This is a genomic window from Micromonospora sp. WMMB235 (assembly GCF_001855515.1).
Lineage (GTDB): Bacteria > Actinomycetota > Actinomycetes > Mycobacteriales > Micromonosporaceae > Micromonospora > Micromonospora aurantiaca.
In genome coordinates, this window is record NZ_MDRX01000001.1 from 3,015,270 (window position 1) to 3,038,866 (window position 23,597).

General features: G+C 74.1%; 25 protein-coding genes. 8 read left to right on the top strand and 17 right to left on the bottom strand.

Going from position 1 to position 23,597, the window contains the following annotated elements; translation table 11 throughout:
• Positions 1–39 precede the first annotated feature (39 nt).
• Positions 40–1,242 (top strand): CAP domain-containing protein, encoded by a 1,203-nt coding sequence (locus BFV98_RS12540; RefSeq protein WP_071096388.1) that lies wholly within the window; start codon positions 40–42, stop codon positions 1,240–1,242.
• A gap of 77 nt (positions 1,243–1,319) precedes the next feature.
• Complete coding sequence (locus tag BFV98_RS12545) at positions 1,320–2,189, top strand: endo alpha-1,4 polygalactosaminidase (protein ID WP_071096389.1); 870 nt, start codon at positions 1,320–1,322, stop codon at positions 2,187–2,189.
• A gap of 249 nt (positions 2,190–2,438) precedes the next feature.
• On the opposite strand, the gene BFV98_RS12550 is transcribed toward BFV98_RS12545, so the two are convergent.
• The 12 genes from BFV98_RS12550 to BFV98_RS12605 all read right to left on the bottom strand — a co-directional run bounded on the left by BFV98_RS12550 (position 2,439) and on the right by BFV98_RS12605 (position 15,192).
• Positions 2,439–4,652 carry an MMPL family transporter gene (locus BFV98_RS12550; protein WP_071096391.1) on the bottom strand — a complete coding sequence of 738 codons (2,214 nt, stop codon included), beginning with the start codon at positions 4,650–4,652 and terminating at the stop codon, positions 2,439–2,441.
• A 239-nt stretch (positions 4,653–4,891) separates the two neighbouring features.
• A complete protein-coding gene (gene mutM / locus BFV98_RS12555; RefSeq protein ID WP_013284562.1) occupies positions 4,892–5,749 on the bottom strand; it encodes a bifunctional DNA-formamidopyrimidine glycosylase/DNA-(apurinic or apyrimidinic site) lyase in 858 nt (285 codons plus the stop codon).
• Complete coding sequence (gene rnc / locus BFV98_RS12560; RefSeq protein WP_030269997.1) at positions 5,742–6,545, bottom strand: ribonuclease III; 804 nt, start codon at positions 6,543–6,545, stop codon at positions 5,742–5,744. Before rnc ends, mutM begins: the two co-directional genes overlap by 8 nt.
• Complete coding sequence (locus BFV98_RS12565; RefSeq protein ID WP_030269999.1) at positions 6,542–7,501, bottom strand: fatty acid synthesis plsX protein; 960 nt, start codon at positions 7,499–7,501, stop codon at positions 6,542–6,544. Before BFV98_RS12565 ends, rnc begins: the two co-directional genes overlap by 4 nt.
• Positions 7,502–7,633: 132 nt before the next feature.
• Entirely contained in the window at positions 7,634–7,807 is a 174-nt protein-coding gene (gene rpmF, locus BFV98_RS12570; RefSeq protein ID WP_013284559.1) for a 50S ribosomal protein L32, read from the bottom strand.
• Positions 7,808–7,812: 5 nt separating this feature from the next.
• Positions 7,813–8,376 (bottom strand): DUF177 domain-containing protein, encoded by a 564-nt coding sequence (locus BFV98_RS12575; protein ID WP_071096393.1) that lies wholly within the window; start codon positions 8,374–8,376, stop codon positions 7,813–7,815.
• A 123-nt stretch (positions 8,377–8,499) separates the two neighbouring features.
• A complete protein-coding gene (locus tag BFV98_RS12580) occupies positions 8,500–8,997 on the bottom strand; it encodes a hypothetical protein (protein ID WP_013284557.1) in 498 nt (165 codons plus the stop codon).
• A 241-nt stretch (positions 8,998–9,238) separates the two neighbouring features.
• Positions 9,239–9,715, bottom strand: a complete 477-nt coding sequence (gene coaD, locus BFV98_RS12585) for a pantetheine-phosphate adenylyltransferase (RefSeq protein ID WP_013284556.1) — start codon at positions 9,713–9,715, stop codon at positions 9,239–9,241.
• Entirely contained in the window at positions 9,712–10,275 is a 564-nt protein-coding gene (rsmD, locus tag BFV98_RS12590) for a 16S rRNA (guanine(966)-N(2))-methyltransferase RsmD (protein ID WP_013474350.1), read from the bottom strand. Before rsmD ends, coaD begins: the two co-directional genes overlap by 4 nt.
• An 85-nt stretch (positions 10,276–10,360) precedes the next feature.
• Positions 10,361–11,305, bottom strand: a complete 945-nt coding sequence (locus tag BFV98_RS12595) for a serine hydrolase (RefSeq protein WP_071096395.1) — start codon at positions 11,303–11,305, stop codon at positions 10,361–10,363.
• Positions 11,306–11,380: 75 nt separating this feature from the next.
• Positions 11,381–13,582: an ATP-dependent DNA helicase RecG gene (gene recG / locus BFV98_RS12600; RefSeq protein ID WP_013474348.1), complete on the bottom strand. Its 2,202-nt coding sequence runs from the start codon at positions 13,580–13,582 to the stop codon at positions 11,381–11,383.
• On the bottom strand, positions 13,579–15,192 hold the full coding sequence (locus BFV98_RS12605; RefSeq protein ID WP_071096397.1) for a DAK2 domain-containing protein: 1,614 nt from the start codon (positions 15,190–15,192) through the stop codon (positions 13,579–13,581). Before BFV98_RS12605 ends, recG begins: the two co-directional genes overlap by 4 nt.
• 210 nt (positions 15,193–15,402) lie before the next feature.
• On the opposite strand from BFV98_RS12605, the gene rpmB reads away from it, so the two are divergent.
• Together rpmB and BFV98_RS12615 are read left to right on the top strand one after the other, a co-directional pair.
• Positions 15,403–15,594, top strand: a complete 192-nt coding sequence (gene rpmB / locus BFV98_RS12610) for a 50S ribosomal protein L28 (RefSeq protein WP_013284551.1) — start codon at positions 15,403–15,405, stop codon at positions 15,592–15,594.
• A gap of 209 nt (positions 15,595–15,803) precedes the next feature.
• Entirely contained in the window at positions 15,804–17,060 is a 1,257-nt protein-coding gene (locus BFV98_RS12615; RefSeq protein ID WP_071096398.1) for an ATP-grasp domain-containing protein, read from the top strand.
• Here BFV98_RS12615 and BFV98_RS12620 read toward each other — a convergent pair.
• Both BFV98_RS12620 and BFV98_RS12625 read right to left on the bottom strand, forming a co-directional pair.
• Positions 17,057–17,524, bottom strand: a complete 468-nt coding sequence (locus tag BFV98_RS12620; protein ID WP_013474345.1) for a GNAT family N-acetyltransferase — start codon at positions 17,522–17,524, stop codon at positions 17,057–17,059. The two genes, BFV98_RS12615 and BFV98_RS12620, sit on opposite strands and share 4 nt — an antisense overlap.
• Before the next feature lie 160 nt (positions 17,525–17,684).
• The gene (locus BFV98_RS12625) at positions 17,685–18,635 is read right to left on the bottom strand and encodes a thiamine-phosphate kinase (RefSeq protein WP_013284548.1); all 951 of its coding nucleotides are present in this window, start codon (positions 18,633–18,635) and stop codon (positions 17,685–17,687) included.
• Positions 18,636–18,798: 163 nt separating this feature from the next.
• On the opposite strand from BFV98_RS12625, the gene BFV98_RS12630 reads away from it, so the two are divergent.
• Both BFV98_RS12630 and BFV98_RS12635 read left to right on the top strand, forming a co-directional pair.
• Positions 18,799–19,032, top strand: coding sequence for an Lrp/AsnC ligand binding domain-containing protein (locus BFV98_RS12630; RefSeq protein ID WP_013284547.1), 234 nt, complete (start codon positions 18,799–18,801; stop codon positions 19,030–19,032).
• A complete protein-coding gene (locus tag BFV98_RS12635) occupies positions 19,033–19,620 on the top strand; it encodes a DUF3515 family protein (protein ID WP_013284546.1) in 588 nt (195 codons plus the stop codon).
• A gap of 40 nt (positions 19,621–19,660) precedes the next feature.
• Here the strand turns inward: BFV98_RS12635 and BFV98_RS12640 are convergent, their stop codons facing one another.
• Together BFV98_RS12640 and BFV98_RS12645 are read right to left on the bottom strand one after the other, a co-directional pair.
• The gene (locus tag BFV98_RS12640) at positions 19,661–20,764 is read right to left on the bottom strand and encodes a D-alanine--D-alanine ligase family protein (RefSeq protein WP_071096400.1); all 1,104 of its coding nucleotides are present in this window, start codon (positions 20,762–20,764) and stop codon (positions 19,661–19,663) included.
• A gap of 166 nt (positions 20,765–20,930) precedes the next feature.
• Positions 20,931–21,155, bottom strand: a complete 225-nt coding sequence (locus tag BFV98_RS12645; RefSeq protein ID WP_013284544.1) for a hypothetical protein — start codon at positions 21,153–21,155, stop codon at positions 20,931–20,933.
• A gap of 234 nt (positions 21,156–21,389) precedes the next feature.
• Here BFV98_RS12645 and BFV98_RS12650 point away from each other — a divergent pair, with 234 nt between their 5' ends.
• Entirely contained in the window at positions 21,390–22,235 is an 846-nt protein-coding gene (locus BFV98_RS12650) for a helix-turn-helix transcriptional regulator (RefSeq protein WP_013474343.1), read from the top strand.
• Between the two features lie 4 nt (positions 22,236–22,239).
• On the top strand, positions 22,240–22,440 hold the full coding sequence (locus BFV98_RS12655) for a DUF397 domain-containing protein (RefSeq protein WP_030270013.1): 201 nt from the start codon (positions 22,240–22,242) through the stop codon (positions 22,438–22,440).
• A 29-nt stretch (positions 22,441–22,469) separates the two neighbouring features.
• Here BFV98_RS12655 and BFV98_RS12660 read toward each other — a convergent pair whose 3' ends face one another.
• Complete coding sequence (locus BFV98_RS12660) at positions 22,470–23,519, bottom strand: ROK family protein (protein ID WP_013284541.1); 1,050 nt, start codon at positions 23,517–23,519, stop codon at positions 22,470–22,472.
• Positions 23,520–23,597 lie beyond the last annotated feature (78 nt).

A 23,597-nucleotide genomic window follows, 5' to 3' on the forward strand; every position in this document is an offset into this window, starting at 1 on the left:
GTCACCCCGGCCCGCAACCGACCCGTGGAGGGGACAGGCGTGTACCGCTGGAACGACCCGATCGAACCGGAGGGCGCCCGCCGGCGTCCCGAGCCGCCGACCGACGAGGGTCCGGCGTGGCTCAGCGACCGGCCCGAGCCGCGGTCGTCGTACCTGTTCGGGGACGAAGCGCAGCAGCGGCCCGCCGGTCACGGCGTCGAGCCGGCCGCCGGGGGCTTCCGTCCCGAGAGCGCACCCCCGGCCTACGGACCCGCCGGCTCGTACCCGCCGGCCCGGGACAGGTGGAACGGCGAGGAGCAGCCGACCGACGCGTGGCACGGCCAGGAGCCCGCGTGGCGGGGCCACGAGCAGCCCGCGGCGTGGCAGGGCCAGGACCAGCCCACCGCCTGGCCGGGGCACGAGCAGCCGGCCGCTGGCTGGGAACAGCCCACCGCGACCTGGCAGCCGGCGACCGACACCCCGGCCGACGACCGGCAGCGCCCGAAGCGGCGCCTGTCCCGGCCACTCGTGATCGGCGGGGCCGCCGCCGCGGCGACGCTCGTGGTGAGCCTCGGCGTGGGCGCCGTCCTGCTGCCCGGCGACGACCAGGGCACGAAGCGCACCTCCGCAGACGCGCCGGTGGCCGCCGCGCCGCAGGCGCCCGACGGCACCGATGAGGCGCCCGCCGACGCGCTCGCGCCCGAGTCGGCGAGCCCGTCCGCCGTACCGACCACCGTCGCGCCGAGCCCGACGAAGAAGGCCACCCCGAAGCCGAGCCGCAGCACCGCCCCGTCGCGGCAGCAGGAGCGCAGCAGCGCCCCGAGCAGCGGCACGTCGGGCGGCGGCTCCACGAGCACCAAGGCCACCGCCACGACCGGGCTGAGCGCCGAACTCCAGAAGGTCGTCACGATCGTGAACCAGGAGCGGGCGAAGGCCGGCTGCAAGGCGCTCACGGTCAACGCAAAGCTGAACCTGGCCGCCCAGCGGCACAGCCAGGACCAGGCCGACCACAAGAAGATGGACCACACGGGCAGCGACGGCAGCCAGCCCTGGGACCGGGTCAAGGCCGCCGGCTACAGCTACCGCATGGTGGGCGAGAACGTGGCCTGGAACTACCAGACCCCGGCGGCGGTCATGGAGGGCTGGATGAACTCCGAAGGCCACCGGAAGAACATCCTCAACTGCTCGTACACCCAGATCGGTGTGGGCGTGGCGCGCAGCAACGGGCCGTACTGGACGCAGGTCTTCGCCACCCCGAGCTGACCGCGCGTCGTGACCGGCCCGGCGTTCGTTGACCGGTCGGGGGCGGCGTCGGGCCGCCCGCGTCCGGGGAGCTGTCGATGCGGATCCGGCCGGTGTGGGCCGTGCCGCGCTCCCGGCCGGCCCACGTCCGCCGACGTGGCCCGCGCCGGGGCGTGGCGCTCGCGCTGACCGCGCTGCTGCTCGCCCCGGTGCCGGCCTGCCGCCGGCCGATCACGCCGCCCGGCGCGCCCACGCCCTGGCCGGCCGCGCAGGCCGACCGCTGGCGGTGGCAGTGGCAGCTCACCACTCCGGTGGACGTCACAGCCGACGCCGACGTCTTCCTCCTCGACCCGGTGGCGACCACCTCGGCCGAGACCGCCGAACTGCGCGAGCAGAGCCGCCGGCTGGTCTGCCACGTCCGGGTCGGCACGTACGCCGCCGACGACCCGGACGCCACCCGCTTCCCCGCCGCCGTACGCGGCGCGGCGGTGCCGGGGCGGCCGGGGAGCCGTTTCCTGGACGTACGGGGCTGGGACGCGCTCGCGCCGGTGCTGGCCGACCGGTTCCGGCTGTGCCGGGGCAAGGGCTTCGGCGCGGTGGCGCTCGCCGACGCGGACGGCTACCGGCACCGCTCCGGCTTCCCGCTGGACTTCGACGACCAGTTGCTGTTCAACCGCCGGCTGGCCGGGCTTGCCCGCAAGCTGGACCTCTCCCCCGGCCTGGTCGACGACGTGCCGCAGGTGGCCGCGCTGGCCCCCGACTTCGACTTCGCGGTCAACCAGGAGTGTGTACGCCGCCGCGAGTGCGCGAAGCTGCTGCCGTTCGTCGACGCCGGCAAGCCGGTCTTCCACGTCGAGTACACCGGCGAGCCGGCGGACTTCTGCGTCACCTCGGTCGGCTACGGCTTTGCCTCGATCCGCAAGGACCGCCAGCTGGACGCCTGGCGGGAGCCGTGCGCCCTGCCGTGACAACCCCGCCGCCCCGCTCGCCGGGGAGCGGGGCGCCGATGACGATCATCCGGTACGAAAGCTGCCAACACTCTCCGTCACCCTCAGCGGCGAACAGATGCACGGAAGGCGGTATACCTGAGAGTCATAAGTATGACTCTCAGGTATACCGCGCGAACACGAATGCCTTCTCAGCGGCCGGCACGAGCCGGAACTGATGTCAAGCTGTTCGGCACTTCCGGTTGGGCGCCGGGGCGGGTCCGCTCGGGCTCAGCGGGCGCCGACCAGCTCCGGCGCCGGGGCGGGCGGCGGCTCGACCGCCGGGGTGGGCGTACGGCGGCGCATGAACCGCGGCGCCCACCAGTTCGCGTCACCCAGCAGCGTCATCACCGAGGGCAGCACGACCGCGCGGATGATCGTGGCGTCCAGCAGGATCGCCGCCGCCAGGCCGATGCCGAGCTGCTTGAAGTCGATCATGCTGAGCGTGGCGAAGATGGAGAACACCGCCACCATCACCACCGCCGCACTCGTCACCACCCCGGCCGACGAGGTGATCCCGTGCGCCACCGCCTCCCGGGTCGGCATCCCCCGGTCGACCGCCTCGCGGATCCGGCTGACCACGAAGACGTGGTAGTCCATCGACAGTCCGAACAGCACCACGAACAGGAACAGCGGCAGCCAGGTGACGATCGCGTCCATCGAGGTGAAGCCGAGCAGCCCTTCCGCCCAGGTGCTCTGGAAGACCAGCACCAGCAGCCCGTACGCGGCGCCGGCGGAGAGCAGGTTCAGCACGATCGAGGTCAGCGCCACCACCATCGACCGGAACGTCCACGCCATCACCAGGAACGTCAGCGCCAGCACGAACGCCGCGACGATCGGCAGCTTCGCCCAGATGTGGGCGGCGTAGTCCTCGCTGGCGGCCACGCCGCCGCCGACCGCGTACTCCACGCCCGGGATGCCGCCGAGCGTGGCCGGGACCAGGTCCTCGCGCAGCTCGTGCAGCGACCGGGACGCCTCGTCGGAGCGGCTGGCGTGCGGCGTGGCCACCTCCAGCACCGACACCCGCCGGTCCGCCGACACCTGGATCTCCGGGCCGTCCCCCTCGGCCGGCGCGAAGAGCGGGTCGGCGGCGGTACGGCCGGCCAGGTCGGTGAGCGCGGCCCGCACCCGGTCGGCCTGCTCGGCGGGTGCCCGCACGGCGACCGTGTGGCTGGTGCCGTTGCTCGGGAAGGCCGCGGTGAGCCGGTCGTACGCCTGCATGGCCGCCGTGGTGCGCGGCACGTCCTCGGGGCCGGGGAACTTCAGCTTCATGCCGAGCGCGGGCGCGGCGAGCGCGAGCAGCAGCGCGACCGAGATCAGCAGCGTGGCCACCGGCGCGCGCAGCGCCGGCTTGAGCACCGCCGGCCAGAACCGGGGCCGGGCCGGCTGCCCGTCACGCGACGCGGTGAGGCGCCACAGCAGCGGCACCCGCGGCCGGTCCACCCAGCGGCCCAGCTTCGCCAGCAGCGCCGGCAGCACTGTGAGCGAGCCGATCACGGCGACCGCGACCACCAGGATCGAGCCGACCGCCAGCGAGGAGAAGATCGCGTCCTGGGCGAGCAGCAGGCCGCCCATCGAGATGATCACGGCGGTGCCGGAGACCACCACGGCGTGCCCGGAGGTCTCCGCCGCGATCTCCACCGCGTCCAGGCCGGATCGGCCCTTCGCCCGTTCCTCCCGTTCCCGCCGCACGTAGAACAGCGAGTAGTCAACGCCGACCGCCATACCGATCAGCAGGATGACGCTGGCGGTGGTGTCGGTGGCCGGCACCAGGTGCGAGGCGAGTGTGGAGAGACCCATCGCGGCGGCCACCGAGGAGAGCGCCAGCAGCACCGGCACCCCGGCGGCGATCAGCGCGCCGAACGCGATGATCAGGATGGCCAGCGTCACCGGCAGGCTGAGCAGCTCAGCGCGCTTGAAGTCCTTGCCGAGCGTGTCGTCGAGCGCCTTGTCGATCGACGGGCCGCCGACCTGCTCCACCCGTAGCTGCGGGTGCGCGTCCTGCACCTTCGCGGTGGTGTCCCGCAACGGCTGCACCCGGTCACCGGCGGTGCCCGGGTCGCCCGACATGGTGATCGGCACCAGCAGCGCGCTGCCGTCGCGCGACGGCATCGGCGTACCGATCGAGGCCACGCCGTCGACCTGCCGCAGCCGGTCCGCCGCGTCCTGCGCGGCGGCCTTCGCCGCGGCCTGGTCGAGCGAGCCCGAGCGGGCGGTGATCAGCACGTTCTCGGTCGCCGGCCGGTCGAACCCGCCACTGTCGACGATCAGCTGTGCCTGTCCGAACTCGCCGATCGCCTGATCCTCGTCGGTCGCCTCGTTCAGCCCGGCGGCGCTGCCGCCCACGAAACACACCGCCACGAAGACCACCCACAACGCGATCGCGCGCCACGGATGCTCCGCACTCCACCGTGCCAGCCGCACGGTCACCGGTCGCCTGCCCATGTCCCGGGTTCCACCCTCCTGATGCCGGCCCTGTGCCGACCCCAGATGACGCTAGGCAGCAGGCGGGGCCCCGACATCGGGGAACGGCCCCCGCTCGTCCCCGATCCGGCGGACGAGGTCCGCGCGGCCGGAACCGGCCGCGCGGACCGGGCGGAAAAGGGCATCTCCGGGTACGCTCCGGCGCGTCTCCGGGGACCGTCGGGCGAAGCACACGGGCGCAACCCCGAACCGGCTCGGGGTCATCCCCGGAGGGTGCCCCGGGGCCGCGGCTGGCATCGCGGGCAGCTGTAGGAGGACCGGTTCATGAACGCCTCCCGCCGGATCGGCGCGCCGCAGCGCGGGCAGGGCTCCCCCTCCCGGCCGTACGCGTTCAGCGACCGGTCGAAGTAGCCGCTCTCGCCGTTGACGTTGACGTACAGCTCGTCGAAGCTGGTGCCACCCTGCTTGATCGCCTCGGCGAGCACGTCCCGGACGTGTCCGAGCAGCCGCAGCGCGGCCGGACGGGTGAGCGCGTCGGCCGGGCGGGTGCCGTGCAGCTTCGCCCGCCACAGTGCCTCGTCGGCGTAGATGTTGCCCACTCCGGAAATCAGCGTCTGGTCGAGCAGCGCGCGTTTGATCTCCGTACGCTTGCGCCGCAGCGCCGCCACGAACGCCTCGTCGGAGAACTCCGGGTCCATCGGGTCGCGCGCGATGTGGGCGATCTCGGCGGGCAGCTCCGCCCCACCTTCGGACACGGACAGCCCGCCGAACGTGCGCTGGTCGACGAAGCGCAGCTCCGGCCCGTCGTCGGCGAATCGGAACCGGACCCGCAGGTGCAGTTCGTCGGCCGCGCCGACCGGCTGCAGCAGCAGCTGGCCGGACATGCCGAGGTGGCCGATCACCGCGTCGCCGCTGTCCAGCGGCAGCCAGAGGTACTTGCCCCGGCGCTGCACGCCGGTGACCGTCCGGCCGGCGAGCACGTCGGCGAAGTGCGCGCCACCGGGCGCGTGCCGGCGTACGGCCCGGGGGTGGCGTACCTCGACGGCGGCGATCCGCCGGCCGATCACCCACTGGGCGAGTCCCACCCGGACGGTCTCTACCTCGGGCAGCTCAGGCACGGCCCGCGCCCGCCTCGACGTCCGTCGCGTCGTCCTGGACCTGCGGGCTCGTCTCCTCCTGGGCCTGCGCCGCCGCCTCCGCCTCGGCCTGCTCGGTGAGCGTCCGCCAGGCCGACTCGGCCGCGCGCTGCTCGGCCTCCTTCTTGCTGCGTCCCTCCGCGCCGCCGTAGCGGTTGCCGGCCACCACCACCCACGCGGTGAACGTCTTGAGGTGATCCGGCCCGGTGCCCTCGATCCGGTACTCGGGCACGCCGAGCCCGAGCGCGGCGGTCAGCTCCTGGAGGCTGGTCTTCCAGTCCAGGGCCGCGCCCCGGCCCGCCGACTCGGCCATCAGCGGGTCGAACAGCCGGTGGATGACGATGGCGGCGGTGTCCAGGCCGTACTGGAGATAGATCGCGCCCAGCAGCGCCTCCAGCGTGTCGGCCAGGATGCTCGCCTTGTCCCGCCCGCCGGTGGCCTCCTCACCCTTGCCGAGCAGCAGGTACGCGCCCAGCCCGTCCGGGCCGAGACCACGCGCCACGTCGGCGAGCGCCCGCATGTTGACCACGCTGGCGCGCAGCTTCGCCAGCTGCCCCTCGGGCAGGTCGGGGTGGTTGTGGAACAGCGCTGTGGTGATCACCACGCCGAGGACCGAGTCGCCCAGGAACTCCAGCCGCTCGTTCGTGGGCAGGCCGCCGTTCTCGTACGCGTACGAGCGGTGGGTCAGCGCGCGCTCCAGCAGTTCCGGGTCGAGCGACACCCCGAAGGCCGCCTCCAGGTGGCCGACGGGAGCACGCCGCCGCTTGTCGTTGGTCATGGTGCTACCTCGGTGTCGTGTCGGTCAGGTGCGAGATCGTGCGGGATGTCGGCGAGCAGGGCGCGGACCGTTCCGGCGGCGTCGCGGCGCCACAGGTGGGCCGCGAGCGCGATACCGGAGGCGACGTCCTCGGAGCCGGCCGCGCCGTGGCACACCACCACGGTGCCGCCCACCCCGAGCAGCGCGGCGGCACGCGGGGCGCCGCCGCGTGACGGTGGGCCGCCGGCCATGGCGTACGCGCCCTCGATGGCCTTCAGCAGGACGTTTCCGGTGAAACCGTCGGTCACCACGACGTCGGCGCGGGTGCCGAGCGAGATGTCGTACCCCTCGACCAGGCCGACGTAGCGGCCGTCACAGGGCAGCGGCGCGGCGGCCAGCGCGGGCGCGGCGACGCGGCGCAGCCGGTCGCCCTTGCCGGTCTCCAGGCCGACGGAGAGCAGCCCGACGCGGGGTGCGGTGACGGCGTGGGCCACCGACGCGTAGGCGGCGCCGAGGAGGGCGTGCCGGGCCAGCGTGGCCGGGCCGGGTTCGAGCGTGCCGCCGACGTCGAGCAGCACCACCGGCCCCTCGACGGCGGGCAGCGTGGCGGCGAGCGCCGGGCGGCGGATCCCGGTCCAGCGGCCGAGGCCGAGCGCGGCGGCGGTGACTGTGGCACCGGTCGAGCCGGCGGAGACGACCGCGTCGGCGAGCCCGTCGCGGACCGCCTGCACGGCGGTGCGTACCGTGCTCTCGCCGCGGGCGGCGGTGGGATGGTCGGCCATGCCGACGGCGGTCCGCACCGGGCGGACCGTGACCCGTGCGCGCTGAGCCGGGTCGAGCGCACCGATCAGCTCGTCGGCCACCTCGATCGGGCCGACGAGCATCAGGTGCAGGGCGGGATCCGTGCGTACCGCTCGCAGAGCGCCGTCAACCACGACGGCGGGAGCATCGTCCCCGCCGAGGAGGTCGACGGCGATCCGCGCGGTGCCCGGCTCCGACGGTCCGCCGGCCGTGAGCCGGTCGGCGGTGGCGGGAGCCGGGGCACCGGGCGAGAGCCTTGGTGCGCGCGTCACCCGACCGGTGGTCGGGGACGTCACTCGGCGGCCGGGTCAGACCTCGAGGACCTGACGGCCGTTGTAGGTGCCGCAGACGGAGCAGGCGGTGTGCGGCAGCTTGGCCGACTTGCACTGCGGGCAGGCCACGGTCGCCACCGCCGAGGCCTTCCAGTTCGCCCGGCGGGCGCGGGTGTTGCTGCGCGACATCTTGCGCTTGGGGACGGCCACGGTTCTTACTCCTCTGTACGGGTCAGTTGCGTCAGGCTCGCCCAACGCGGGTCGACCTGCTGATGGCTGTGGTCGGCCGGCAGATCGTCCCAGTGCACCCCACACTCGGGGCACAGCCCTGGGCAGTCCTCCCGGCAGAGCGGGTTGGTCGGCAGCGCCAGCACCACCGCGTCCCGCAACGCCGGCTCCAGGTCGATCAGATCGCCCTGCATCCGGCCCACCTCGTCGGTGTCGGTCGTGTCGTCCGTGGCGCTGTTCTCGTACGCGTACAGCTCCTGGATCGTCACGGCCAACGAGTCGTCGATCTCGCGCAGGCAGCGGCCGCACTCGCCCTTGACGGGACCGGTGACGGTCCCGGAGACGAGCACGCCCTCGGACACCGACTCCAACCTCAGGTCGAGGTCGAGGTCCGCGCCCTCCGGCACACTGATCAACTCCACGCCGAGGTCCGCCGGTGCCGGCACGACCCGCTTGTGCGTACGCAACGCGCCAGGTCGGCGCGGCAGTTCCCTCGTGTCGAGAACCAGCGGCGACCTGGGGCCGAGTGTGCTTGGCGAGTGTTTGGGCATAGTCAGACTCCGGCCGTTGAGAGGCCGACAAAGAAGGTTACCTGCCAGGTGGGCGAACCGTCGAACCGGGGCTCACCTCCGGCTCGACGGCAGCCGGCTGTCGGCGACCGGCCTGCGCGCCGCTCAGAAGGGTAGCGGGCGGTCCGGCTCGTCCCCGGCGAAGGTGCCGATCTCGCGCAGCGCGTGCATTTTGTCCCGACCGCGCTCTATCGAGGCCAGCGCCCGGGTGAGGAACTGCTCGAAGTTCGCCAGCGCGGTGTCGACGTAGTCGTCCACCTCCTCGCGGAGGCGCTGCGCCTCGGCCCGCGCCTCGGCGATGATCCGGGCGCCCTCGTGCTCGGCCGAGACGGTGATCTCGTTGACCGAGACCAGCCGGGCGTGTTCCGCCTCACCCTCGCTGATGATCCGGTCGGCCTCGCGCTTGCCGGCCTCCATGATCTTGTCCCGCTCCTCCAGCAGCGCGGCGGCCCGGCGCAGGTCCGCGGGAAGCTCCGCGCGCAGCTCGTCGAGCGTGGCGATCATCTCGCCCCGGTCGACCATGCAGTTGTTGCGCGACATCGGGACGGAGCGGGCCTGCTCCACCATGGCGATGAGTTCGTCGATGCGATCGAGCGGGTCCACCGGTACCTCACTCCTGTCTTCGTCGGCCGCCCTCCATCATGCGGCCTACGCCCCGTCTCGGCGCTGCAGACATCATGTCGCGCCCGGGCCACAAGCACCCCACCCGCCCCACCCGGCGCGTCGCCCTCCCCCACCCTCCACTCGGCGATCTTGCACTTGCGGCCCGGCACTCGTCCCTTGCGGGAGGAATGTCCGGGCCGAAAGTGCAAGATCGCGGGGGTGGGGCGAGGGCGGGCGGGGGTCAGGGGCGGAGGCGGGTGGCGAGCTGGGCTCGGACCAGGTCGGGGACGTGGGCGGAGATGTCGCCGCCCCACTTCGCCACGTCCTTGATCAGGCTGGACGAGATGAACGAGTAGAGCGGGTTGGTCGGCATGAAGAGCGTCTCCACGCCGGCCAGGCCGATGTTCATCTGCGCCATCTGCAGCTCGTAGTCGAAGTCGCTCACCGCACGCAGGCCCTTGATCAGCACACTCGCCTGCTGGGCGCGGCAGAAGTCGACGAGCAGGCCGCGGAACGACTCCACCCGGACGTTGTCGTACGAGGCGGTCACCTCGCGGAGCATGGCGATCCGCTCCTCGACGGTGAACAGGCCCTGCTTCGACTGGTTGACCAGCACTCCGACGATCACCTCGTCGAACAACCGGCTGGCCCGGCCGATGATGTCGAGGTGTCCGTTGGTGACCGGGTCGAACGAGCCCGGGCAGACCGCACGTCTCATGATCGGCGACCGTACCAAAGAGTGGTCTCGCCGTAACGTCTGCTGCGCTCCGGAGTGACACCTTCCACCCACGTGACCGGTCCGGTACGGCTGGACCGCTCGACGACCACCAGGGCGTCCGGGGCCAGCCAGGCGCCGTCGACCAGCGCCGCCAGCATCGCGGTGATCTCGGCGTCCGGCACCGCGTACGGCGGATCGGCGAAGACCACGTCGTACGGCCCGTCGGTGGGCCCGGCCGCCAGCACGGTGGCGACCTTGCCGGTGACCAGGCGCGCGGCCGGCGCGGCCCGGAGCGCGGCGATGTTCTCCCGGATCACCCGGGCGGCCCGCGCGTCGGACTCGACGAGCAGGACGTGGGCCGCGCCCCGGGACAGCGCCTCCAGACCGACCGCGCCGGAACCGGCGTACAGGTCGGCGAAGCGCGCCCCGTCCAGGTCGACGTGGGAGTGCACGGCGCTGAACAACGCCTCACGGACCCGGTCCGAGGTGGGACGGGTGCCGGCGCCTGGTGGCGCGGCGATCCGCCGGCCGCCGAGCGTGCCGGCCACGATCCGGGTCACCGTCGCTCCCTGCGCATGCCCCGACGCTACGCGACGCCCGGCCCGGTGACGCGTCGGCCACCCGCCCGGCCGGACCTCGCGTGGATCACCGCGCCTCGGGGGTGTCGAGCGCCGACGTGATCGTTCTCGGATCGACCTCGGCCCGGTTGGTCAGCAGGACGAGCCGCTGGTCGGATTCGGGCAGCCAGGCGGCGAACGCCTTGTAGCCGCCGTTGTCCCCGGAGTGGTGCAGCGCCCGCCGGCCGGCCAGCGGGCCGACGAAGAAGCCGTAGCCGTACGCCTCCCCGGGGCGTCCGGTGGGCGCGTGCGGCGCGATCATCGCCGCCACCGGGTCCGGGGCGAGCAGCCGGCCCCGGCGCGGTACGTCCAGCCAGGTGAGCAGGTCCGCGCCGGTGCACCAGACGTCACCCGCGCCCATGCTGACGGTCGCCAGGTCCCACGACGGCACCGGACGGCCGCCCACGTGTCCGACCGCCACGTCCGGCCGTCCGTCGCCCGCGCCGGCGAAGCTACCGGTCATGCCCAGCGGTGCGAAGACCTCGTCGGCGAGGAACTCGGCGTACGGCCGGTCGGCCACGCGCTCGACGGTCCGGGCCAGCAGCACGTAGCCGGGGCTGCTGTAGTGCCACCCCGCGCCGGGCCGGAACAGCGGCGGCAGCGCCGCGAACCGGTCGAGCAGCTCGTCCGGCTCGGCCGGCCCGTGCAGGTCGATCGCCGGGTAGTCCTCCCAGTGGCCCAGGCCGGAGGTGTGGGTGAGCAGGTGGTGCAGCGTGATGCCGGACCACTCCGGCGGCGGCGTGCCGGGCAGCCGGCGTACCACCGGATCGGACAGGCTCAGCGCCCCCCGCTCGGCGAGCAGCAGCACCGCCACTGCGGCCATCTGCTTGCTGATCGACGCGATCTGGAACCGCGTCGCCGCCGTGCACAGCCGGCCGGACGCCTCGTCGGCGACTCCGGCGACCCGGTCCACAGCGAGTTCGTCGCCGCGGGTCAGAAGGAGCACGCCGTGTTCGAGTGATGGTGTCGACATCTGCGCGAGCCTAGGCACGCGACGCCCGTGCCGCAGTCCCGCGAGGCCGCACCGGGCGCCGTGCGAGCCCGCGCGTCAGCCCTTCTCCAGGTATTCGGCGCGCTCCTCGTCGACGAGCGCGGCGACCGACGCCGCCAGCGCCGGATGCCGGGAAAGATCCGGGTCGTCCTCGACCAGTTCGATCGCCTCGGCCCGCGCGTCGCGGATCAGCTCGGTGTCGCGCAGCAGCGACAGCAGCCGCAGGTGCGAACGCCGGCCGGACTGGGTCGCGCCCAGCACGTCGCCCTCCCGGCGCTGCTCCAGATCGAGTTCGGCGAGCTTGAAGCCGTCGGTGGTGGAGGCGACCGCGTCCAGCCGCTCCCGCGCGGACGAACCCTCAGCCGCCTCGGTGACCAGCAGGCAGAGACCGGCGGCCGAGCCCCGGCCCACCCGGCCGCGCAACTGGTGCAGCTGGGAGACGCCGAACCGGTCGGCGTCCAGCACGATCATCACTGTTGCGTTCGGCACGTTCACGCCGACCTCGACCACTGTGGTCGCGACCAGCACGTCCAGCTCGCCGTCGGCGTACGCGCGCATCACCGCGTCCTTCTCGTCCGCAGGCAGCCGCCCGTGCAGCACCCCGATCCGCAGCCCGTGCAGCGGCCCCTCGGCCAGCAGCGGGGCCACCTCGGTCACCGCCAGCGGCGGGCGGCGGCCGTTGTCGTCCTCCCGCGGCGGCTCCTCGTCCGACACCGGCCCCTCACCGATACGCGGGCACACCACGTACGCCTGGTGGCCCTTCGTGACCTCCTCGCGCAGCCGGCGCCAGGCCCGGTCGAGGAACGCCGGTTTCTCGGCGGCCGGGACCACGTGCGAGGCGATCGGCGAGCGGCCCTGCGGGAGCTGGGACAGCGTGGAGGTCTCCAGATCGCCGTAGACGGTCATGGCCACGGTGCGCGGAATTGGGGTGGCGGTCATCACCAGCACGTGCGGCGGCTGCTCGGCCTTGGCGCGCAGCGCGTCGCGCTGCTCCACGCCGAAGCGGTGCTGCTCGTCCACCACCACCAGGCCGAGGTCGTGGAAGTCGACGCCCTCGTAGAGCAGGGCGTGCGTGCCGAGCACGATGCCGGCGCGCCCCTCGGCCACCTCGGCCAGCGCCCGGCGCCGGGCCGCCGCGCCGAGCGAGCCGGTGACCAGCTCCACCCGCGTGGCGTCGTCGGCGGCGCCCAGCTCACCGGCCCGGCCGAGCGGGCCGAGCAGGTCGAGGATGCCCCTGTGGTGCTGGGCGGCGAGCACCTCGGTCGGGGCCAGCAGCGCGGCCTGCCCACCGGCGTCGACCACCTGCAGCATGGCGCGCAGCGCCACCACCGTCTTGCCGGAGCCCACCTCGCCCTGGAGCAGCCGGTGCATCGGGTGCGGCCGGGCCAGGTCGGCGGCGATCTCCCGCCCGACGACCTGCTGGCCGGAGGTCAGCTCGTACGGCAGCCGGGCGTCGAACGCGTCGAGCAGGCCGCCCGCCTTCGCCGGCCGGGCCCGCCCCGGGGACGCCGCCGCCCGCTGCTTGCGCTGCACCAACGTGAGCTGCACGGCGAACGCCTCGTCCCACTTCAGCCGGCGGCGGGCCCGGTAGAGCGCCTCCTTGCTGGTCGGACGGTGGATCTCGCGCAGCGCGGTGCCGATGTCGGCCAGGTTGCGGGTGGCCCGCACGGTGGCCGGCAGCGGGTCCTCCGGCGGAGTGAACGTGTCGAGCACGACGCGGACGCAGCGGGCGATCACCCAGGTCGGGACCGCCGCCGCGGCCGGGTAGACCGGGATCAGCGCCCCGGCGAACTCCTCGACCTCCTCGTTTGCGGCCGCCTCGCCCTCGCCGCCCTCGCCGAGCAGGACGTACTCCGGGCCGTTGAGCTGCCGCTTGCCCCGGAACTCGGTCACCTTGCCGGCGAACAGCCCCCACCGGCCGGGCCGCAGTTCCCGCTCGCGCCACGCCTGGTTGCCGAAGAACGTGCAGGTGAGCACGCCGCCGGAGCCGTCGCCGACGGTGACCTCCAGCAGGTTGCCGCGCCGCTGGCGCATCGGGCGCACCGCTGTGCGCTGCACCTGGGCGAGCACCGTGACCTGCTCCCCCACGTCGAGCGAGCGGATGTCGGTGTGCTCGCCGCGCTCGTCGTACCGGCGCGGGAAGTGGTAGATCAGGTCGCCCGCGGTGTGCAGGTCGAGATGCCCGGCCAGCGCCTTCGCGGTGCGCTCGCCGACCAGCTTCTTCAGCGGCGTGTCCACAGTGGCCGCCTCACCAGTCATTCGACCCCCACCAGGAGCGGATAGTGCGGCTGCCCGCCCTCGTACGCCTGCACCTCGACGAACGGCCAGGCCCCCTCGACGTGCGCGCGGACCCGGTCGGCCAGCCCGGCCGGCGCGTCGGCGCCGCAGAGCAGCGTGACCAGCTCGCCGCCACCGCCGAGCATCCGGTCCACCACAGCGGTGCAGGTGTCGACCAGATCCTGCCCGATCAGGTGCACCTCGCCCTCGACCAGGGCCAGCACGTCACCCGGGCGGGCCGGGCCGGCGACGGTGAGCGCCTCCCGGGCGGCGTGGCACACCTCGGCGTACCGGCAGGCGCCGGCCGCCTCGGCCATCGCGATCACGTCGTCCTCGAACCGCCGCTTCGGATCGCGTACGGCGAGCGCCGCGAGCGCCTGCACCGGCGAGCGGGTCGGCACCACGCTCACCTTGATGCCGAGGCCGTGCGCCTCCTTGGCCGCCGCGCTCGCCACCGACTGGGTGTTCGGGTCGTTCGGCAGCACCACCACCCGGGCGGCGCCGGTGGCCCGGATCGCGTCGAGCAGCTCACCGGTGGACGGGTTGGCGGGCACCACCACGGCGCCCTCGGCGGCGAACAGCTCCGCGATGCCCGCGCCGGTGGCCACCACCACGGCGGCCCGCCCGTCGGGCAGCGCCACCTGCGGCCCCGGTGCCGGGGCGGTCTGGTCGGCGAAGCGGGTCACGCTGATCCGGTGCGGGCGGCCGGCGACCACGCCCGCCTCGACCGCCGCCCCGATGTCGTTGACGTGCACGTGCACGTTCCAGGTGCCGGCGCCGTCGCCGACGATCGCCACGGAGTCGCCGAGCGCGTCCAGCTCGGCGCGCAGCCGGGTCACCGCCTCGTCGGTCGCGTCGAGCAGGTACTGCACCTCGTAGGCGTACGCGTCGGAGCCGCTCTCCCGCACGGCGGTGACCGGCGCGCGGCGGGCGGGCGGCGCGGACGCCGGCTGCCCCGGGCTCTCCCCCGTGATCACCTCGACGAGCGCGTCCAGCAGCAGGCACAGGCCACGCCCGCCGGCGTCGACCACGCCCGCGCGGGCCAGCTCCGGCAACTGCTCGGGGGTACGCGCCAGCGCGTGCGCCGCCGCCTCGGCGGCGGCCCGGGCCACGGCGCGCAGGTCGTCGCTGTCCGCCCGGCGGGCCGCGTGGGCCGCGGCGGCGACCACGCTCAGCAGCGTGCCCTCGACCGGCCGGGCGACAGCGGCGTAGGCGGCGGTGGTGGCGTCGGCCAGCGCGTCGGCGAGCTGCCGCCCACGCACCGCGGGCACGGCGGCGAGCGTGTCGGCGAGGCCGCGCAGGATCTGCGAGAGGATCACGCCGGAGTTGCCGCGCGCCCCGAGCAGCGCGCCCCGGGCCATCAGCCGCAAGGCGTGCCCGTGCGGGGTGTGCCCGTCGTCGGGAAGGGTGCCGAGATCCATGGCCAGGGCCTGCTGGGCCGAGGTGAACGTGAGCACCAGGTTGGTGCCGGTGTCGCCGTCGGGCACCGGGTAGACGTTCAGGTCGTCGATCTCGCCCTGGTGGGCCCGGAGGGCGGTCAGCCCGCTCGCGCACCAGCGGCGTACCGCTGCGGCGTCGAGGGTCTCCAGCACGTCGGGAAGCCTACTGGCGCGCACCGACACGCGCCGGGGTCGTCCGCCGCGTGTCCGCCCCGGCCGACGGCCCGGCCGGGACGCCGGTACGCTGGGTGGGCTCGCGAAAGGGCCGGTTGGGCGTACCGACTGTCATCGGGTAACCTGACCAGGTTGCCCGGGCAGCGCCTGGCGGCGACCTCATGAACGTTTCAATCCCAGGAGTATCCCGTGGCTAGCGTGTGCGACGTCTGTGGCAAGGGGCCGGGCTTCGGCCACAACGTGTCCCACTCGCACCGGCGGACCAACCGCCGCTGGAACCCGAACATCCAGTCGGTGCGTACCCCGGCCGGTGGTGGCACCACCAAGAAGTTGCAGGTCTGCACCTCGTGCATCAAGGCCGGCAAGGTCACCCGCGCCTGACGCGGTAGCGCCACCGGAACATCGTCGGTCGCCGGCGGATCCCTTCGGGGTCCGCCGGCTTCTGTCGTGTCCCGGCGGTCCGTCGCCCGGTATCCACCGACCGCCCCCGCACCCCTGACCGACCGTACGGCGACCCGCTGGTACGAGCCGGTTAGGGTGCTGCTGCGCCGGCCGTCCGGTTCCGGCGCGAGCCGTGGGGAGGATGACCGGTGGACCTCGATCTGGGCCGCGAGCAACTGGTGGTGGTGGGCGCGTCGTTCGGCTCGCTGAGCTGGTTCGACCAGGAACTGCCGCCCGGCAGCGTGGTGCTGGTCGAGGAGCCGGACGTGATCGCCCGCCGCGACCTGGCCCGGTTCGCCGAGCGGCTGCCGATGATCGGGCGCCTCGTCGCGGCCGAGTACCAGACCGGCTTCGACCCGGACGCCCTGCTCGCCCGTGAGCCGGGCCTCGCCGACGCCCGGCTGGTCCTGCCCGGCCTGGAGTACGCGGTCGGCGCCACCGCCCGGCTCGCCGAGCGGCTCGGCCTCCCCGGTGCCGGGGTCGAGGCCGCCGACGTCTTCTCCGACAAGCACCGGATGCGGCTGCTCGCCGACCGGATCGGCCTGGCCAACCCGGCGTACGAGCTGGTCGACGACCCGGCGCGGGCGGTGGAGTTCGCGCAGGCGCACGGCGGGCGGTGCGTGCTCAAGCCCACCCGCCGCTCGGGCAGCCTGGGCGTGCAGCTGATCACCGACCCGGCCGAGGTGCCGGCCCGCTGGGCGGCCAGCGCCGCCCCGCCCGACCCGGCCGAGGCCACCGAGCGCGGCCTGCCCACGGGTGTGCTGGTCGAGGAACTGCTCGTCGGCACCGAGCACAGCGTGGAGCTGCTCGTGGCCGAGGGCGAGGTGGTCTTCGCCAACGTCACCGACAAGCGGATCGCCGGCGGCCGCTACCCGGTGGAGACCGGCCACACCGTGCCGTCCGCGCTGCCCGCCGACGCGCACGACGCGCTGCGCGCCGCAGCGGTACGTCTCGCCGAGGCGGCCGGCTTCCGCAGCGGCATGCTGCACAGCGAATGGATCCTCGCCGACGGCGTGCCGACGCTCGTGGAGTGTGCGGCCCGGATGCCCGGCGACATGATCACCGCGCTCATCTCGATCGCCTACGAGCGGGACGTCATCGAGGCGTACCTGCGGATCCTGCGCGGCGAACGGCCGGCGCTGCCGGCGCGGGCGACCGGCGCCGCGGCGATCGAGTTCCTGATCGCGCCGCCCGGCCGGGTCACCGCCGTGGACGGCAGGCGCGACGCGCTGCGCGTGCCGGGCGTGCTCGACGTGCAGGTGGAGACGAAGGTCGGTCAGACAGTGCCGGAGCTGCTCTCCTCGGCGCACCGCAGCGGGCACCTGATGGCCTGGGGCGCCACCCCGGACGAGGCCGCGAACGCCGCCCGCCGCGCCGCGAGCGAGATCCGCATCTCGGTCGGCTAGAGCGTGCGGCCGTACGACAGGCAGCCCGGCGCGTCCTTGTAGAAGCCGAAGTTCGGGATCCGCTCGTAGCCGGCCGAGGTGTACATGGCGATCGCCTCGGGCTGCTTGTCGCCGCACTCCAGCACGATCCGCTTGCGGCCGTGGTCGCGGGCGGACCGCTCGACCGCGCCGAGCACCGCGCGGGCCACGCCCCGGCCCCGGGCCGCCGGGTCGGTGTACATCCGCTTCAGCTCGGCCGTGTCGCCGTCCTCGCCGTGGCTGCGCCAGCCGCCGCAGCCCACCGGCCGCCCGTCCAGGTAGGCGACGAGGAACGCGCCGTCCGGCGGGGTGAACTCGGCCGCGTCGACAGGGGTCTCGTCGCCGCTGCCGCCGTACCGGGCGCCGAGGTCGGCCAGCGCCGCCCGGATCAGCGCCTGCGACTCGGGCGCGTCGAAGCGCCGCTCCCGGATCTCGATCTCGCTCACCGTGCCAGGTTACGACCGCCGCCGGCCCCGGCCCGGCCCGGCGGCCCGGGGTCGGACGCAGATCACTCCGGGCCCGCTGGTCTCCCCGTCCGGCGACTGTGCCGGTTAATACGCGGTCCGGCGGCTGTACCGGTTACTCCGCCGTCGGCGACTGTGCCGGTTACTCCGCCGTCCGGCGGAAGTGGTCCCAGCCGCGCGGGCCGCTGTAGGCGGCACCGTCGACGGTGACCCCGGTGCCGGCCGCCACCCGCCCGACCGGCCGCCAGCCCTCGGGCAGCGCGGCGTCCGCCGGGAACGTCGCCGCCAGCGCGTGGTCCTCGCCGCCGGCCAGGATCCAGGTGTACGGGTCGACGCCGAGCGCCTGCGCCGCGTCCCGCATCTGCCGGGGCACCTCGAACGCGTCGCGGCTCACGTCGATCGCCACGCCGCTGGCGGTCGCCACGTGCCCGAGGTCGGCCAGCAGCCCGTCCGACACGTCGATCATGGCGGTGGCCCCGGCCGCGGCGGCAGCGGGTCCGGCGGCGTACGGCACCTCGGGGCGGCGGAACGCCTCGACCAGCAGCCGGGGGGTGCGGAAACCCCGGGACAGCACGGTGTAGCCGGCCGCCGACCACCCGGTGCGCCCGGCCAGCGCCACCACGTCGCCGGGGCGGGCGCCGGAGCGCACCACCGGGTCGCGGCCGGCCAGGTCGCCGAGCGCCGTCACCGCGACGGTGAGCGTCGGGCTGCCGGACATGTCCCCGCCGACCACGCTCGCGCCGACCAGCGCCGCCTCCGCGCCGAGCCCGTCGGCCAGCTCCTCGGCCCAGGCCGGGTCCAGCTCGGCCGGCATGCAGAGCGCGACCAGCAGTGCGGTCGGGGTGGCGCCCATGGCGGCGATGTCGGCGAGGTTGGCCGCCGCCGCCCGGTGCCCCACGTCCCGCGCCGACGACCAGTCCCGGCGGAAGTGCCGCCCCTCCACCAGCACGTCGGTCGAGGCAACCACCCGCCGGTCCGGTGCGGCCACCACCGCGCCGTCGTCGCCGGGGCCGAGCAGGCAGCTCTGTCCCTGCGCCAGCCGGGCGGTCACCCGGTCGATCAGGCCGAACTCGCCGACATCAGTGACCGTCATTCCGTCCCCTCGCTCCGCTGCGTCGTTCCGCACGTCCCACCCCTGTCCGTACCGGCGTGTGCTCGCTCACCGCGTCCGACCGGCAACCGATAGGGATCACGGCCGCTCAGTACGGTAGTTTCACCCTTCGGGTCGCCCGGAGGCGACGGACGGAGGTCGAGTCGTGGTACAGGCGTACATCCTCATCCAGACCGAGGTCGGCCGGGCGCGTGACGTGGCCGGTCTGATCGCGGACCTGGCCGGCGTGGTACGGGTCGACGCCGTCACCGGGCCGTACGACGTGGTCGTGCTCACCGAGGCGAACACCGTCGACGAGCTCGGCAAACTCATCGTCAGCAAGGTGCAGATGGTGCCCGGCATCACCCGCACCCTCACGTGTTCGGTGGTGCGGCTGTAAGTGGACGAGAAGGACACCTCCCCCCGCCGGGACGGCGCCACCCGCCGTGCCGCGCTCTGGGCGACGCTCGTCGCGGTGCCGGTGACCGTGGCGGTCGCCGGGTTCACGTTCGCCAAGCTGGCCCCGGAGTCGCCGGACGCCGGGCCGAGCGCGTCGGCGAGCCCTCGGGCCCAGTCGAGCGCGCCGGTCGAGATGCCCGCCCCGGCGCTGGCCGAGCGCCCGACCGTCCTGTGCCGGGCCCTGATGTCGCAGCTCCCGGACAGCGTGCGTGACCTGACGCAGCGCCCGGTCACCGCGGGCCCGGAGCAGAACGCCGCGTACGGCGACCCGGCGCTGACGGTGGCCTGCGGCGGCAGCCCGGCGCAGTTCCCGCCCACCGACGAGGTGTGGAAGGTCAACCAGGTCTGCTGGCACGCGGCGCAGGAGGCCGACGCCACTGTGCTGACCACGGTCGACCGGGAGACCCCGATCCGGGTGCGGGTGCCGAAGTCGTACGAGCCGCCGTTGCAGTGGGTGACCTCGATCTCCGACACGATCGTCAGCTCGGTCCCCTCGGCGAAGCAGGCCCCCTCGGGCTGCTCCGCCTGACGCCCGGCCGGCCCAGCGGCCGGCGGGGCGCTACGGGCGGTCAGCGGCCGGCGCGGCGGTGCAGGGCGGTACGGATCAGCCGGTTGACCAGCTTCGGGTACTCCAGCCCGCTGGCCGACCACATCCGCGGGAACATCGACGTCGGGGTGAAGCCCGGCATCGTGTTGATCTCGTTGAGGTAGACGTCCATCTGCGGGGTCACGAAGAAGTCGACCCGGGCCAGCCCGGAGCAGTCGAGCGCGGTGAAGGCCCGGGTGGCGTAGTCGCGCACCTGCCGGGCCACCGGCTCGGGCAGGTCGGCGGGTACGTCGTACTCGCAGACCTCGTCGGCGAAGATGTACTTGGCCTCGAAGTCGTACCAGTCGCGGTCGCCGATCATCCGCACCTCGGCCAGCACGGAGGCCTCCGGCGCGCCGCCGGCCTCGCCCTCCAGCACGCCGCACTCGATCTCGCGGCCGACCACGGCGCCTTCGACGAGCACCTTGCTGTCGATCTCGCGGGCGGTGACGAGCGCGGCGTCCAGGTCCGCCCAGTCGTCGACCTTGGTGATGCCGAACGAGGAGCCGGCCCGGGACGGCTTGACGAAGACGGGCAGCCCGAGGCGCTCCTTGTCCTCGTCGCTCAGCGACATCCCGGCGCGCAGCACCGCGTACGGGCCGACCGGGATGCCCTCGGCGGCGCAGAGCTTCTTGGTGAACTCCTTGTCCATGGCCGCGGCGGAGGCGAAGACGTTCGCGCCGACGTAGGGGATGTCGGCCATCTCCAGCATGCCCTGGATCGTGCCGTCCTCCCCGTACGCGCCGTGCAGCACCGGGAAGACCACGTCCACGTCGGCCAGCGCGACCGGCCCCTGGGCCGGGTCGAGCACCATCAGGCCGCCGACGGCGGGATCGGCGCGCAGCACCAGCTCGGCGCCGGAGCCGGCGGTGATCTCGGGCAGCTTGCGGTCGGCGATGGCGAGCCGGCTCGGGTCGCCGCTGGCGAGCACCCACTGGCCCTGCCGGGTGATGCCGACCGGGACCACCTCGAACTCGTCCGGGTCGAGCGCGGCCAGCACGCTGCCGGCGCTGACGCAGGAGATGCCGTGCTCGGGGCTGCGGCCGCCGAAGACGATCGCCACACGGGTCTTGCCTGGGGTGGTCATGGTCACCTCATCGTTCGCGACTGCGGCTGGCCGTGCTCGCCGGTGGCGCTCACCCGACTGACCTTACTGTGCGTTGCCGCAAGCGGTGGTCGTTACCCGGGGAGACGCGGAGTCGCGTGGCAAACGGTCAAGGAGACCTATACAGGGAGTAACGGAACGGTGCGCGTCAGAAGGCCGGGTGCCGGGGCCGGCGGCCCACCGCGATGACCTTCACCCGCTGCCGGCCAGCCCGCACCATGCCCAGCGCCATGAACGCGCCGGCGATCCGGTCGGCGGCCTCCCGGCTGCTCGCGCCGACCACCTGACGGCGGCGTTCCGGGCTGGTCCGTTCGTCACGGCGGGCACCGTCCGGTGGACGCACGTCGGTCAGGACCACGAGGAACCTGGTCACCGCGGAACCCCTCCCGTCTCGTGGACCGGCAGGGGCACGCGGCGGTCGGATCGTGGGGGAGTGAAAAATCCGACCACCGCGCGCCCCATCCCCTCCGGTCGCTCACCGCCACCGTCGCCACGACAACCGGCGGTGAGGACGCCGTCACACATTGACAGGTTCACCGGCGTGAATGCAACTCTCATCGACTTTCTCTCATGCCCACGTTCCCACGGGATGTGCGACTATCGATGCATGGCGCCGAAGACCGCCCGGGCCCGACGGCTCGGCATCGCCCTGCGGACCCACCGGGAGGCCGCCGGCCTCACCCTGGAGGCCGCGGCCGACGAGATCAACAGCACCCGGAGCACGCTGTCCCGTTACGAGAACGCGCAGACGCTCGTCAGTCCCGCCACCGTGCGCGCGCTGCTCACCAGCTACGGCGTGGGCCCGGCCGACATCGCCGCGGCGGTGCAGCTGGCGAAGGACGCCCGCAAGCCGGGCTGGTGGGTGTCCTATTCGTACCTGCTGGACCAGCGCACCATCGACTTCATCGCGCTGGAGGCCGAGGCCACCGGCATCGCGAACTTCGAACCGTCGGTGGTGCCCGGTCTGCTCCAGACCGCCGACTACATCCGCGGGGTGATGCGCGGCGGGCCGCACACGCTCACCGACGAGCAGGTGGAGCAGCGGGTCCAGCTACGGCTGGACCGCCAGCAGCGGCTCTCCGGCGCCGAGCCGCCGATCCTCGACGCCATCATCGACGAGGGCGCGCTGCTGCGCCCGGTCGGTGACCGCTCGGTCATGTCCGGCCAGCTCCAGCACCTGCTGAAGATGGCCGAGCTGCCGAACGTCACGGTGCAGGTGATCCCGCTGGCCGCCGGCTACCACCGGGGCACCCGGGGATCGCTGCACATCCTGGAGTTCGCCGACCCGGAGGACCCGATCATCGCCTCGGTGGAGACAGTCGCCGGGCAGATGGTCCTCGACCGGCCGGGTGACCTGCGAACCTGCGCCAAGATCATGGAGCACCTGCGGACCGTGGCGCTGAGCCCGGCGGCCAGTCGGGACCAGCTCCTCCGCCTGCTGAACGAGAGGTGACCAGATGAACGGCACGAACCGCACGACCCCTGCACCGGCCCGCTGGCGCAAGAGCAGCCACAGCGGCGACGAGGGCGCGTGCGTGGAGATGGCGCCGCTGACCGGCGCGGTGGCGGTCCGCGACTCGAAGGACCCGTCCGGCCCGGTGCTGGTGTTCCCGCCGCACGCCTGGGCCGCGTTCACCGCGGCACCGCCACGCGCCTGACCGGCTGAGCGGCCCGTCAGGCGGCGGCGTCAGCCGAGTGGGGCGGCGGCGGTGACGATGCCGCGCACCGCCTCCAGCGCCGCGATGGCCACCCCGCGCGCGCCGGCCATGTCCCGGTCCGGCACCAGCGCGAAGGTGGCCACCGCCCGCTGCTCCTCCCGGAGCACCGTGTGCTCGGCGACCGCGGCGAGGAACCAGTCCCGGAACTCCGGCGCCGCCTCCACCACACCCCCGCCGACGAAGTAGGCGTGCGGGTCGGTGAAGTTCGCCGCGATGGTGAACAGCCGGCCCAGCGCCTTGGCCTGCTGGGTGAACACCAGGCGGGCCAGCGGGTCGCCGCGTTCGCCGTAGCCGCGCAGCAGCTTCGCCGCCCGGTCCGGCTCCTCCGCCGCGAGCGGATGCTCCGGATGCCGGGCCAGCCAGTACGGCAGCAGGTTGCGCCGGATCGCGGTGAGCGAGGCGACGCTCTCCGCGTCCCCGGTGAAGCCGCAGGCGCAGACCGGCGCCGCCTGGTCCGGCTCCACCAGACCGTCCAGCGGGATGTGCACGTGCCCGAACTCGCCGGCCATGCCGGCCGCGCCGCCGACCACGCGGCCGGACTCCACCACGCCGCCGCCGAGCCCGGTGCCGACGATCGCGGACACCGACGACCGGGCCATCGCCTCGGTGCCGAAATGCACGTGGTGGGCGTAGAGGGCGGCGGCGTTGCCGTCGTTGGCGTACACCACGGGCAGGCCCAGCCGCCGTTCCAGGGCGGTGCGCACGTCGAAGCCCCGCCAGGCGGGCTGGGAGAAGTTCGTCGAGCCGCGGGACGAGATCACGCCGGTGGCGCTGGCCGGGCCGGGCGTGTCCAGCCCGACGGCGCGGACCAGGTCACGCGGTACGCCGGTGTGCGCCAGCACGCCGTCGAACGCCCGCGCGAGCGCCTCCACGGCCGCCTCCGGCCCGGCGCCGACCTCGCTCGGGATCTCCAGCAGCCCGTCCACCAGGAACCGGCCGTCGACGGTCAGCACTGTGGCGTTGTCGCTCGTGCCTCCGTTGTCCAGCCCCACCACCACCGGCACACCTGCGCTGCCCACCGCCACCGCCTCCCGCCGCGCCTGACCCGAGGCTAGTTCCCGCCCGGCCCACCCGCCACGTCACCGCGAGGACTCCCC